At 38.7% G+C, this 12763-nt stretch carries 11 protein-coding genes; 7 read left to right on the top strand and 4 right to left on the bottom strand.

All coding sequences use genetic code 11. The features are described from left to right. The first annotated feature begins 30 nt into the window (after window positions 1–30). Window positions 31–939, top strand: a complete 909-nt coding sequence (cysK, locus tag C3V44_RS03180; protein ID WP_002671722.1) for a cysteine synthase A — start codon at window positions 31–33, stop codon at window positions 937–939. A gap of 46 nt (window positions 940–985) precedes the next feature. On the opposite strand, the gene C3V44_RS03175 is transcribed toward cysK, so the two are convergent. The 4 genes from C3V44_RS03175 to C3V44_RS03160 all read right to left on the bottom strand — a co-directional run bounded on the left by C3V44_RS03175 (window position 986) and on the right by C3V44_RS03160 (window position 5595). Further along, complete coding sequence (locus tag C3V44_RS03175; protein WP_106095497.1) at window positions 986–2887, bottom strand: S9 family peptidase; 1902 nt, start codon at window positions 2885–2887, stop codon at window positions 986–988. Next, window positions 2884–4023, bottom strand: a complete 1140-nt coding sequence (locus C3V44_RS03170) for a heparan-alpha-glucosaminide N-acetyltransferase domain-containing protein (RefSeq protein ID WP_106095496.1) — start codon at window positions 4021–4023, stop codon at window positions 2884–2886. The genes C3V44_RS03175 and C3V44_RS03170 overlap by 4 nt, the downstream gene beginning before the upstream one ends. 423 nt (window positions 4024–4446) lie before the next feature. Further along, window positions 4447–4998, bottom strand: coding sequence for a DUF4199 domain-containing protein (locus C3V44_RS03165; protein WP_015782863.1), 552 nt, complete (start codon window positions 4996–4998; stop codon window positions 4447–4449). A 252-nt stretch (window positions 4999–5250) separates the two neighbouring features. Continuing rightward, window positions 5251–5595: a hypothetical protein gene (locus C3V44_RS03160; RefSeq protein ID WP_106095495.1), complete on the bottom strand. Its 345-nt coding sequence runs from the start codon at window positions 5593–5595 to the stop codon at window positions 5251–5253. Between the two features lie 224 nt (window positions 5596–5819). Between C3V44_RS03160 and C3V44_RS03155 the strand changes: the two genes are divergently transcribed. The 6 genes from C3V44_RS03155 to C3V44_RS03130 all read left to right on the top strand — a co-directional run bounded on the left by C3V44_RS03155 (window position 5820) and on the right by C3V44_RS03130 (window position 12760). After that, window positions 5820–8276 carry an ATP-binding protein gene (locus C3V44_RS03155; protein WP_254425459.1) on the top strand — a complete coding sequence of 819 codons (2457 nt, stop codon included), beginning with the start codon at window positions 5820–5822 and terminating at the stop codon, window positions 8274–8276. 49 nt (window positions 8277–8325) lie between these two features. Next, a complete protein-coding gene (locus C3V44_RS03150) occupies window positions 8326–9195 on the top strand; it encodes a nucleoside phosphorylase (RefSeq protein WP_106095493.1) in 870 nt (289 codons plus the stop codon). A gap of 20 nt (window positions 9196–9215) precedes the next feature. Beyond that, on the top strand, window positions 9216–9581 hold the full coding sequence (locus C3V44_RS03145; RefSeq protein WP_009418728.1) for a hypothetical protein: 366 nt from the start codon (window positions 9216–9218) through the stop codon (window positions 9579–9581). A 48-nt stretch (window positions 9582–9629) separates the two neighbouring features. Beyond that, window positions 9630–10631, top strand: a complete 1002-nt coding sequence (locus C3V44_RS03140) for a PLP-dependent cysteine synthase family protein (RefSeq protein WP_002671739.1) — start codon at window positions 9630–9632, stop codon at window positions 10629–10631. A gap of 34 nt (window positions 10632–10665) precedes the next feature. Beyond that, entirely contained in the window at window positions 10666–11928 is a 1263-nt protein-coding gene (locus C3V44_RS03135) for an aminotransferase class I/II-fold pyridoxal phosphate-dependent enzyme (protein ID WP_106095492.1), read from the top strand. A 133-nt stretch (window positions 11929–12061) separates the two neighbouring features. Beyond that, window positions 12062–12760, top strand: coding sequence for a polyprenol monophosphomannose synthase (locus tag C3V44_RS03130; RefSeq protein ID WP_106095491.1), 699 nt, complete (start codon window positions 12062–12064; stop codon window positions 12758–12760). The last annotated feature ends 3 nt before the right edge of the window (window positions 12761–12763 follow it).

The raw sequence follows: 12763 nt of genomic DNA, 5'->3' as shown, positions 1-12763 counted from the left end.
ACAAATACGTAACTAATAAATAATTATATAATGTTGTACAAAAATGTTTTAGAACTTATCGGGCGTACTCCCGAAGTGAAAATTAATCGATTGTTTGGTAAAGATGCCAACGTATTTATCAAGTTAGAACGCTTGAACCCAGGCGGTAGTATTAAAGACCGTATCGCACTCGCAATGATTGAAGATGCTGAAAACAAAGGTATCCTCAATAAAAATACTGTGATTGTAGAGCCTACCTCAGGTAATACAGGGGTTGGACTTGCCTTAGTAGCTGCCGTAAAAGGTTATAAACTCATTGTGGTAATGCCCGAATCTATGAGTATAGAGCGCCGTAAATTGGTATCGGCTTATGGGGCTGAGGTTGTATTAACTCCAAAAGAAAAAGGAACAGGAGGTGCCATTGCCAAAGCTCTCGAAATAGCCGAAGGTAAACCTAACTATTGGGTGCCTCAACAGTTCGAGAACCCTGCTAACCCTGAGGTACACGAGCGCACTACTGCTCAAGAAATCTTGCAATCCTTCCCCGATGGCTTTGATTATTTTGTAACAGGAGTCGGTACTGGTGGACATATTTCTGGAGTATCCAAAGTGCTTAAACAACACTTCCCTCATCTTAAAACCATAGCCGTAGAACCCGAACTATCACCCGTACTCAGTGGAGGGGCAGCTGGTCCTCACCCTCTACAAGGGATAGGTGCTGGTTTTGTACCAAAGAATTATGATGCGAAGCTTGTAGATGATATTCTATTAATAAGTAAAGATGAGGCTTTTGAATATGCCCGCAAGTTAGCGAAAGAAGAAGGTATTTTAGCTGGTATTTCTACGGGAGCTTCTTTGGCAGCCGTAGCCAAAGTACTCAAAAAAGACCCTAAGGCACGTGTCCTTACTGTAAACTATGATACAGGCGAACGTTATTGGTCAGTAGAAGGACTCTTCTAATATATAGAAAAAAGAGGCTACCCGATTAGGGTAGCCTCTTTTAGTTTTATAATGTTTCTTTTAGCCATTTGAAGAACGTTCTCTGCCATAAGAGTCCATTCTGAGGTTGTAATACCCAGTGGTTCTCATCAGGAAAATAAAGTAACTCACTTTTGATGCCTCTCAGTTGAGCTGCTGTAAAGGCTTGGAATCCCTGTTCTTCGGGTACTCGGTAGTCCTTCCCTCCGTGAATGATGAGAATAGGGGTGTCCCATTCTGTAATCTTCTCTATAGGATTGAACTCTTTATACGATTTTTGCGCTACAGCGTTCTTTTTATCCCAATAAGCACCTCCTATTTCGTTATTGTTGAAGAAGAGCTCTTCGGTAGTGCCATACATACTTTGTAAGTTGAATACTCCGCAATGGGCAATAAACGTCTTAAAGCGTTTTTGGTGAATACCTGCTAAGTAGTAGATTGAATATCCTCCGTAGCTGGCTCCTATAGCTCCCAATCGTTCTTTGTCTACGTAAGGTTCCTTGGCTATATCATCAATAGCCGATAGGTAATCGCGCATCGGCTGTCCGCCCCAATCTCCGCTAATTTCCGCATTCCATTTTACTCCAAAACCTGGTAATCCTCTGCGGTTGGGAGCTATCACTATATAACCTTGTGAAGCCATTACTTGGAAGTTCCAACGGAAACTGTAAAATTGGCTCACAACAGATTGTGGTCCTCCTTGGCAGTAGAGTAGGGTAGGGTACTTCTTGTTAGGGTCAAAGTTGGGTGGGTAAATTACCCAAGCGTGCATTTTCTTGCCGTCAGTAGTTTTGATGATACGCTCCTTAATAGGACATTCAGCAATCCCTTTGTATAGCTCATCGTTAAAATGTGAAAGCTGTGATAGTGTTATGCGTCCTTTTTTCTCTTTTAAATTGATAGTATACAGTTCAGCTGCGTGGTTCATATCCGTGCGCATCACAACCAATTGGTCGCCTGCTTGTCCTACTATACCATTCACATCAAATACGCCTTGTGTGAGTTGTCTTGGAGTAGTATCTTTACTAAAAGGAGCTACTACAAACACTTGCTCTGTTCCTTGGGTAGCCGCAATTAGGTATATTTGCTTCCCATCATTGCTCCATCGGTAACTGAAAACAGTATTATCCCAGTTAGCTGTAAGGTTAATGCGCTTGCCGTCCTTCAATATATAAAGGTCGTTTTTATCAGCTTCATTACCATTGTGTGCCATACTGAGCCACGCAAGTACGCCCTCTTTGCTATACTGAGGGTTAGTGTCATACCCCATCATTCCTTCGGTGAGGTTTGTTGTTTTTTTCGAGGTGAGGTCGTACTCATAGATATCAGTATTAGTGCTCAGTACATAATCAGTGCCTACTTTGGCTTTGGTAACATAAAGTACCTTTTTACCGTCGAAACTCCATATATAATCCTCATCACCTCCAAAAGGCAACTGCGGACAGTAATAGGGCAGTCCTTCCATTATATCGGTTTGCTTACCATTACTATCTTCTATCATCACGTGATTGTAACTGCCTTCATTCCACGTGTCCCAATGGCGGTGGTCTAAGCTACTGTACAGCTTCCCCGATGATTTTTCTAAGTCGGTATAGAAGTCTTTCCCTAAAACCGACTTTAATTTTACTTCCTTATGAGTGAGTTTTAGGCTTTTATCAGTATTGTATTTAGCCGTGAGCTTTTCTACCTCTTCTTTGCTTATAGGAATGGGTACACCTCCTTTTACGGCAAGTTTATAGTATTCTTTGTTAAAAGTATTTTCCTTTATATTTGGAGTACTCACACTCACCAATACATATTGCTGGTCGGGGGTAATACCTATACCATTCACGCGATGTAGTTCCCATAGTTTTTCGGGGGTGAGAGGTTGTTGTGCTTGTATGCTATTAAATGCCATAACCGAAGCTAAAATAATAAGATGTTTTTTCATTCCTTAACAAATAAGGCAACAAGCCTTCCTAATAGTTTTACAATAAATTGGTAACTCTCTACCAAAAACGCTCTGATTTCTTTTAATACAAAAGCAATTCCTGATTTGATAACAGGTTTTATGCGGTTGTAAATAAATGATAACCATACGCACACGGCTATAAAGGCAGGCGCTCCTAAAACCACTTGATAAGGTTTTAACTGCCCTCCGAAGTGCTGTATAAGCCCGTGTGAGGTAATACTACCGTATATGATAAAGCAGTGTATAACGTAAATCGATAGGGTGTTTTGCCCAATAGTTTTAATCAGTTGTGAAGTAATCACATTGCGCATTAGGGCAAAGAAACCAAATACAAGCAATACATTCCCCAAACGTAAATAAGCAAAGTCCTGCATTAATCGCTCAAAAAATGGCGAATGGTTGATATAGAACAATTGTTCTATCACAAAGTGAGAACCCCACAACAAGAATGCTCCTAGGCTTAGAAATAGCAGAATAGCATTACGGTATAGGTGAGGGTGATTTTTGTATTGCTGAAATAGATACCCCATAAACCCTCCAAACGACACATAACCAAACCAAGGAAAAATAGGAAAGAAACTACCGTGTGCACGAGTCAAGTAATTAGCAATAGGCAAGGGTAGTGAATCAAAGCGCAATTCCTTGTAAAAAGGCTCAAAAGTGAACGCTAGTAGGGTAGTGGTGAGCAATATCGTAGGCATTACCCACGATTTGCGGTTATATGAAAGTAGGTAAGTAGCGATGAGCAACAAGAGTGAAAGCCCAATACAGTGCAGTACATCTACACTTTGGAAACTCATACGCAAGAAGTAAGCAATACCGATGAGCATCAGTCCACGCCTAATACCTTTCTTCACGCGAGGGTTATTCCAGCCTACTTTTGTAGCATCACTTTCTTTTACCAATAAAAAAGTGAAGATAAACCCCGAAACAGTGAAGAACACAGGAGCGGTAATACCAGTGCAGTAGTGCCATAGCCAGTATATAAAGTTATTTTCGTCGCGGTAGCGGTCAGCAAGTAGTCCATTTATAAAATGCCCTTGTAGCATCATACAGATAGCAAAGGCGCGAATCACATCTATGAAGTCAAGTCTGAATTTCTTTATTTTTTCCATAATCTTAATATCATAAAGAGAGTGCAAAGGTACAAAATAAATAACAATTAGCAAGTAATAGTTAAGAACTAACTAAGGAAAACGTACGGAATTCAATAAGTAAAGAAGTGAGGCTTACGTCATTATGAATTAAACAAAAATTGAGGTTTTTCCTTGTGTGAAAGGTTTTAGCAACGTATTTTTAGGTAGCTTGCTACCGATTTTTTTAAAATTTTGAAACTAATGTGTTTCAATTTCTGTTTCTTCTTTTTAAAAGGAAATTTTATGTGTTTGACTTAATAGCATCAACAAGTAACTAGCAATGTTAGCTCTTTTATAATAAAAGAACTTTGCCAAAGTTTCAATAGCTTGTTGCGCTACAACCTTTGGCAAAGTTTTATTACTGATAATCAGTTGTTTTTATCTATTGAGAGGGATCAAACACTAAAGAGGCATTGGGCGTTCTTTCTTCTTCACAGCTCCTACTATAGCCGAGATAATAACACCTCCAATGGCAGAGCCCAATATCGATGAAAAGAATGTCCATACCACAGAAGGCTTGCTCTCAAGTGTTTTTTCACGGAGCTCTTCCATTTGTTCTTCACTGAAATTAGAGGTAAAAGCACTCATTTTTTCCATTGTAACCTCTACTACTTTTTCATAATAGTTAGGGTCAATAACAGTAGTGTAGATTACACTATAAATAGCAGCGATTACCCCTCCCACGAGAGCGGTTACTATCCCCACTTTAATAGCTTCACCTACAGTTAAGAAACCGTCGTTAGCCGTTTTGTACTGCTGAACAGCCATCACGATAAAAACTACACAGATAGCTAAATTCAATAGCCAAGTGATAGCACCTATCAAAAAACTTCCAGTGTACAAAAGGTTTGTTACGTACAGCAATACGCTTAAAACTACACAAGCAACCCCTAATAAAATACCGTTTCTAAGTGCAATACTTAGGAAATTTACATTTTTTGTTTCCATAAACATTGAATATTTAAGTTAATGCCACAAAAGTAGAAAAAATATTAATACATACAATAAAAAAAATAATTTTTTCTTCTTTTTTTCTCACCTCGGAAATTCCCTTGTATAAATCATTTCTTATAAACACCAGTTCTACAACAAATTATCTTCTGCTCTCAATCTTATCTTCGCTTTAGTGTTATGAACTTTGCCAAGATTTAACTTTGGCAGAGTAGAAGTTCTTTCAATAATCTTCTTTTTATCTCTGTTTTAACGTTAACTTACCTTCACCTTTCCTTCGTTCATTGTTCGTCTTTTGTTCGTCTTTTGTTTGTTGATTGTTCGTCTTTTGTTCGTCTTTTGTTCGTCTTTTGTTCGTCTTTTGTTCGTCTTTTGTTCGTCTTTTGTTCGTCTTTTGTTCGTCTTTTGTTCGTCTTTTGTTCGTCTTTTGTTCGTCTTTTGTTCGTCTTTTGTTCGTCTTTTGTTCGTCTTTTGTTCGTCTTTTGTTCGTCTTTTGTTCGTCTTTTGTTCGTCTTTTGTTCGTCTTTTCTCTATCTGCCCGTGCAGCTCGTACCGTCTTTTATTTATTGTAGAGCCACTGTAGAGCCACTGTAGAGCCACTGTAGAGCCACTGTAGAGCCACTGAAAAGCCTCTCATTGTTCAACTATCTTATAAGCTTTCTATAATCCTCTCCCAATTTCACCATTAACCATTAATCATTAACCATTTTTTTATCTTTTACTTCTTAAAAATATAGATTTTTCCTATTATAGTTGTACATTTAAAAAAAAGTCGTACTTTTGTCGGTTAATAAATGTCTTTTTTACGCACTAAAATACTCAAAATGAAGTCAAACAAAGTAACTCTTAAAGTTATTGTGAGCTATGTATTGCTCATCTGCGTGTCTATTGTAGCTGGATATGTAGTCTATAAAGAAATACAAAAACTCTCACACCAAGAAGAAATTAACCAGCAAGACAGAAATAAAATTATCCAAATTAGCAAGATACTCACCCTGATGAACGATACCGAAAGCGCAGGAAGGGTCGCTATACGTACCGATGATAGAGAAGCGCTTCAAGTTTTCTTAGAAAAAAATGTTACTTTACAGAATGAGGTACTAAAATTTCGTCGTGATATTACTTCCGAAAGACAGCTCTTAACCCTCGATACTATTACTTCTTTGCTAAATCTTAAAAGTGAAAACTTGCAGGAGTTAAAAGCTTTTCAAGAAAGCGACAGTACTTCTATCATTATTCGCAGTGCCATCAGTAAGCTCTCAAGTTTGGAACCTTATTTAGGTTATGAAGTATATAACAAAACCTATTCCCGACGTAAAAATAGAGAATATACCCCTGTTCCCGCTACTGATATTGCCTCTATCTTAAAGAAATATAAGAACATCAAGATTCCAAAAACGTTCAAAAATACCAAATTCGATAAGGTAGTAATGGAAACGCTTACCTTGCTCAATAAGGTAAATGAAGATACGCAAGAGTCTAAAAGCCAAATTAATGAACGAATGCAAAGCCTTTGGCAAAACGATGTGCGTTTATCTCAAAAACTTGACGACCTACTACATAATTTTGAAGAAGAGGTATTGGCTAATTCACAAAAACTAAGTCAAGAGCGTCGAGCTATTTTTGAGAATAGTAAAAACCTATTGATGTTAGCCTTTTTGGTAGCTTTGGGCATTATTGCCATTTCTTCTATTGTGATTATCAATGATTTTGTTACCTCTCAGCGTTATCGTCGCAAACTCGAAACCGCTAACCGGAAATCGTATAACCTACTGAAAAACCGTGAGCAACTCATTTCTATGGTAAGCCACGATTTGCGTACTCCATTGAGTTCTATTGTGGGATATTCTGAATTGCTTAGCAAACAGAAAATCTCCGATAAGGGTAAGAATTATCTTTCACATATCAAGTATTCATCAGAATATATATCTAAATTAGTAGATGAACTATTAGATTATACTCGTATCGAGGCAGGAAAAATATCTGTTGAAAAAGTTCCTTTCAATACCGCCGAAATTATTGATGAGGTAGCCAATAATGTGAAGTCAGCTTATAAAACTAAGGAAATAAACCTTACCTTCACTTTCTCCGAAACGGTAAATAATCTAAACTTTTCAAGCGATGCTTATCGTGTGAAGCAGATATTGTATAACCTCATTTCTAATGCCTTTAAGTTTACCGAACGTGGCAACGTACACATACAAGCCGATGCACGTCCGTTAGGCAACGATGTGTATGAAATAGGTATTGCCGTTACCGATACGGGTATTGGTATAAAGAAAGAACAGCAACAACACATCTTTGATGAGTTTACTCAAGCCAACGATGAGATTTCTAAGCGTTATGGAGGTTCTGGTTTAGGTTTGCATATCTCTCAAAAATTAGCACATTTGCTCAGAGGTAAGATATATTTAGAGAGTAACGAAGGCAAGGGCAGTACCTTTACCTTACGCTTCTTAGCCGAAAAAGTAGTAGAGCGTACCAAAGCACCTCAAATTATAACCTCAAACAAGCCTGCCAATAAGATTACAATTATAGTAATTGATGACGATTTCTCTATCCTTAGTCTCATTGAAGAACTGTTAAAGCAGAAAAATATTAACGCTATTACGTTTAACAATGGTAGAGATGCGTTTACTCAAATGACTAACCATAATTTCGACTTGGTAATTACCGATATACAATTGCCCGAAATGAATGGCTTCCACTTTGTAACGCTCTTCAATGAACAGTATAAGAACAACCCGCTTCCTGTATTAGCCATTACAGGTAGACGCGACGTGCCCGAAAGTTTTTATATGAAGAGTGGCTTCTCCGGTATCCTTCCTAAACCGTTTACTCCTGAGCAGTTTTATGAGAAACTAAAAGTCTTTTTCCCTAAGCTCGACACCAAAGTAGAACAAAAGACAATTATCTTAACCGATAATGCTTCCACAGGAGGATATACTCCTGAGGTATTGGAGAACTTTATGGGAGATGATATAGAAGGTATTGTTAATATTTATCAACATTTCTTAGCCGAAACAGATACTAACTTGGAAAGCTTAAAAATCTATGTTGATAATAAGGATTACAAAGGTATTAAGGCAATAGCTCATAAAATGACTAGTATGTTTGCACAGATAAGTGCCAAGCGTGAATCCGAAATACTTATCTACTTAAATAAGGTAACTAATGAAAGCATTTCAGATTTACATTCTCAAATTCATAAGTTAGAACAGCTGTTTAACAATGAATGCAAACCAGCTATTGAAAGTTATTTAAAGAAAATAATGCAATAAGTCAAATATAATAAGTAATAATATTTTAGAATTAAAAACCCACCATACTATGATTAAAGAATCTGAACTTATCTTGAATCCCGATGGTAGTATTTACCACATCAATTTGCGACCTGAACAAGTAGCCGATACTGTTATTTTGGTAGGCGACCCTAATCGTGTACCTCGTGTGAGTGCTTATTTTGACAATATAGAATTTAGCACCCAAAAACGCGAATTCTGCACCCATACAGGTACTTATAAAGGCAAACGTCTTACTGTAATTTCTACGGGTATAGGTCCTGACAATATCGACATTGTTATCAACGAGCTCGATGCCCTTGCCAATATTGATTTGCATACGCGTCAGCCCAAAGAACAGCTCACCTCGCTCAATATAGTGCGTTTCGGTACCTCTGGCTCTCTACAAGCTGATATACCCGTAGATAGTTTTGTGCTATCTTCTCACGGATTGGGTATGGACAATATGTTCCATTCGTATAAAGATAGTCCTAAGGTACGTGAACTCGCTATGGAAGAGGCTTTTATTGCTCATACAGGTTGGAATCCTCTCAAAGGTCGCCCTTATATCATTGCTTGCGGACAAGAACTCAAAAAACGCCTCCTCACCGATAGAGTATTTGAAGGTATTACAGGTACTGCTCCAGGTTTTTACGGTCCTCAAGGACGCGTATTGCGCTTACAAGTGCAAGACCCTGACCTCAACGACAAGCTCCATAGCTTCAATCACAATGGTCATCGTATGACGAACCTCGAAATGGAAACCTCTGCTATCTATGGGCTCTCTAAACTCTTAGGACACCAAGCTGTTTCACTCAATGCTATCATTGCCAACCGCCCTACAGGTACTTTCACTAAGGATACTAAAAAAGTAGTAGAAGACTTGATAGTATATGGTTTAGAACAATTGGCAAAATAGTCGCTATATAAAAAGTGAATATGACGCCCCTCACAGGTCAAGAACTCCACAATTTAGCGATGAACATTGTAGGTGAAGCCTTGCAAAAGGAACTACAATGGGAATTCCTATTGGTAAATAGTGAACTCAAACGCGACCCTCAGTTTGTATGCGTAGACAAGAACAACCAAAAGTACTTCATCATTGTGCGGGCAGTACCCTATGGCGACGACCCTACCGAGTATGATATCGTATTTATGGAAGTCGTGCGCAAACACGCCGAAAAACACAACGCTCGCACTTTCTACGCTGGTGTAGGGCTTAGCAATGTAACAGATGAAACCCTCCCTTTATATAAAGATGAACCCTACAAACTCAACTTTCAAGGACTCATAGAAATTTGCTAATTGATAAATTATTCGTATTTTTGCCACTCAAAATAAACTAAGTAACTAATGAAAATAGATGAATCATTGAACGTACATAGCAGCTTACTACAACTCATTGGTAATACGCCCCTTTTGGAATTGCACAAAATTACCAAAGGTCTCAAAGGGCGTTATTTTGCAAAGCTAGAGGCTTTCAATGTGGGTCATTCTGCTAAGGATAGGGTGGCTAAGTACATTGTAGAAGATGCCGAACGTAAGGGATTACTTAAACCAGGTAGTACCATCGTAGAAACTAGCTCTGGCAATACAGGCTACAGTTTAGCAATGATAAGTGCCCTAAGAGGCTACCGCTGTATCATTGCTATTAGCGATAAATCGTCTCACGACAAGGTAGAAATGCTCCAAGCCTTAGGAGCAGAGGTGCATTTGTGCCCTGCAAATGTCGCTCCCGATGATCCTCGTTCTTATTACGAGGTAGCAAAACGCATACACAGCGAAATCCCCGATTCAATTTACATCAATCAGTATTTCAATCCACTAAACCCAGAATCTCATTACCAGACAGGGCGTGAGATATGGGAACAAACACAAGGCGAGATTACTCACGTGGTGGTATGTAGTGGAACAGGCGGTACCATTTCAGGTATTGCTCACTACCTAAAAGAGCAAAACCCAAGAGTGCAAGTATTAGGGGTAGATGCATATGGTTCGGCGATCAAAAAATATCACGAAACCCGAGAGTTTGACCCTGCCGAAGTATATCCGTACAAAATAGAAGGAATAGGTAAAAACCTAATTCCTACTGCTACTGATTTCGATGTCATTGATGAGTTCATCAAAGTAACCGATAAAGATGCAGCACTTATGGCTCGCAAATTAGCACGTACCGAGGGACTCTTTATGGGCTACACCAGTGGGGCTGCAATACAAGCGGTAAAACAATATGCCGAGGCAGGTAAATTCGACGAAAATAGTATTGTAGTAGTCCTCTTCGCCGACCACGGTTCGCGCTATATGAACAAAATCTATAGCGACGACTGGATGAAAAAACAAGGATTTATTGACTAACAATTATCAATTAACAAAATAAGATAAAGAACGAATGAAAGATTTATTTGAGCATATTTATGCAAATAAAGGAAGTATAGGGCGTTGGTCAGAACACGCCGAGGGGTATTATGTATTCCCTAAATTAGAAGGTGAATTAGGTCCTCATATGAAATTCCAAGGGAAAGAAATCCTCAACTGGAGTATTAACGACTATTTAGGGCTTGCCAATCATCCTGAAGTGCGCAAAGTAGATGCCGAAGCAGCTGCCGAGTATGGTGCAGCTTACCCTATGGGGGCTCGTATGATGAGCGGGCATACTACTATGCACGAAGAACTCGAAAAACGTTTAGCCAAATTTGTACACAAAGAAGCATCTTATTTGCTCAACTTCGGTTACCAAGGAATGGTATCTATCATTGATGCTTTGGTTACTAAAAACGATGTGATTGTATACGATGTTGATGCACACGCTTGTATCATCGATGGGGTACGCTTGCACTTCGGTAAACGCTATACCTATCAACACAACGATATGGAGAGCTTTGAGAAAAACTTAGAGCGTGCTGCCAAATTAGCTGAAACTACAGGAGGCGGTATCTTGGTGATTTCAGAAGGTGTTTTCGGGATGCGTGGCGAACAAGGCAAACTTAAAGAAATCGTAGCCCTTAAAAAGAAATATCCTTTCCGCCTTTTGGTAGACGATGCGCACGGTTTTGGTACCTTAGGCCCTCGTGGAGAAGGAACAGGAGTTCACCAAGGCGTACAAGATGAAATTGATGTTTATTTCTCTACTTTTGCCAAATCAATGGCAGGTATTGGAGCTTTCGTCGCTGGAAATGCTAAAGTAGTGGACTACCTCAAATATAATCTCCGCTCTCAAATGTTTGCTAAATCACTTCCGATGATTTATGTAAAAGGTGCTTTGAAACGTTTGGAAATGATGGAAACAATGCCTGAACTACAACAAAAGTTATGGGATAATGTAAATCGTTTGCAAAACGGACTTAAAGAGCGTGGTTTCAATATCGGTAATACCAATACTTGTGTAACGCCTGTATTCTTGCACGGTAGTATTCCTGAGGCAATGGCGATGGTAAACGATCTACGCGAGCACTACGGTATTTTCCTTTCTATTGTAGTTTATCCTGTGATTCCAAAAGGAATGATACTCTTGCGTATTATCCCTACCGCTTCACATAGTAAAGAAGATATCGACCGTACTTTGAAAGCATTCTCAGCGATTCGTGAGAAACTCGAAACAGGCGTATACCGCGCTATGAATGCTGAACTTACTAAAGAAATGGGAGATATGTAATTCAGCTAACAATAATGGTAAACTGAATATTTTATATAAAAATACTTTGCCAAAGTGAGATAGCTTACTATGCTACGACCAACTTTGGCAAAGTTTTTGTGTATACCCACCTTGTTAAATTATTAATTGTCCATTGTTAATTGTCATTCCTACATATAATGAAATTGAAAATATAGAAGCTATCATAAAGGCAGTATTTGCCCAAAGTGATAAGTTTCACATTCTTATTGTAGACGACAATTCTCCTGATGGTACTGCCGATAAGGTACGCGAATTACAAAATATTTACCCTAACCAACTCTTTTTAGAGGTGCGCACGGAGAAAAAAGGTTTAGGAACAGCTTATATTCACGGCTTTCAGTGGGCATTGGCACGCGATTATAAATATATTTTTGAGATGGATGCCGATTTCTCTCATAATCCTACTGACCTCTTGCGACTTTATGAGGCTTGTCAGCAAGGTGCCGATGTTGCGATTGGGTCGCGTTATGTAAAAGGTGTGAATGTAGTGAATTGGCCTTTGCAACGTATATTGTTATCCTATGGGGCTTCTATCTATGTGAGGGTGATTACAGGAATGAAAATCAAAGACCCTACTGCTGGCTTTGTGTGTTACCACCGAAGAGTATTAGAGAGCATCGACCTGAATACTATCCGATTTGTGGGATATGCCTTTCAAATAGAGATGAAGTACCGTGCTTATCTTAAAAAGTTTAAAATTACAGAAGTACCTATCATCTTTACCGATAGAATTAAAGGAAAATCAAAAATGAATAAAAGCATTATCTGTGAAGCTATCTTTGGCGTTATCGGAATGCGATTTAAAAAATAAATC

Origin of the sequence: Capnocytophaga sp. oral taxon 864, from assembly GCF_002998835.1 — a bacterium.
Classification (GTDB): Bacteria; Bacteroidota; Bacteroidia; order Flavobacteriales; family Flavobacteriaceae; genus Capnocytophaga; species Capnocytophaga ochracea.
Note: the sequence above shows the minus strand (reverse complement) of the source record. Positions and strands in the feature narration are given on the sequence as shown.

Coding starts and splice junctions, on each gene's coding strand:
- C3V44_RS03155 (WP_254425459.1), top strand. CDS start 5,820: ATGAAGTCAAACAAAGTAACTCTTAAAGTTATTGTGAGCTATGTATTG.
- C3V44_RS03145 (WP_009418728.1), top strand. CDS start 9,216: ATGACGCCCCTCACAGGTCAAGAACTCCACAATTTAGCGATGAACATT.
- C3V44_RS03175 (WP_106095497.1), bottom strand. CDS start 2,887: ATGAAAAAACATCTTATTATTTTAGCTTCGGTTATGGCATTTAATAGC.
- C3V44_RS03170 (WP_106095496.1), bottom strand. CDS start 4,023: ATGGAAAAAATAAAGAAATTCAGACTTGACTTCATAGATGTGATTCGC.
- C3V44_RS03135 (WP_106095492.1), top strand. CDS start 10,666: ATGAAAGATTTATTTGAGCATATTTATGCAAATAAAGGAAGTATAGGG.
- C3V44_RS03140 (WP_002671739.1), top strand. CDS start 9,630: ATGAAAATAGATGAATCATTGAACGTACATAGCAGCTTACTACAACTC.
- cysK (WP_002671722.1), top strand. CDS start 31: ATGTTGTACAAAAATGTTTTAGAACTTATCGGGCGTACTCCCGAAGTG.
- C3V44_RS03165 (WP_015782863.1), bottom strand. CDS start 4,998: ATGTTTATGGAAACAAAAAATGTAAATTTCCTAAGTATTGCACTTAGA.
- C3V44_RS03150 (WP_106095493.1), top strand. CDS start 8,326: ATGATTAAAGAATCTGAACTTATCTTGAATCCCGATGGTAGTATTTAC.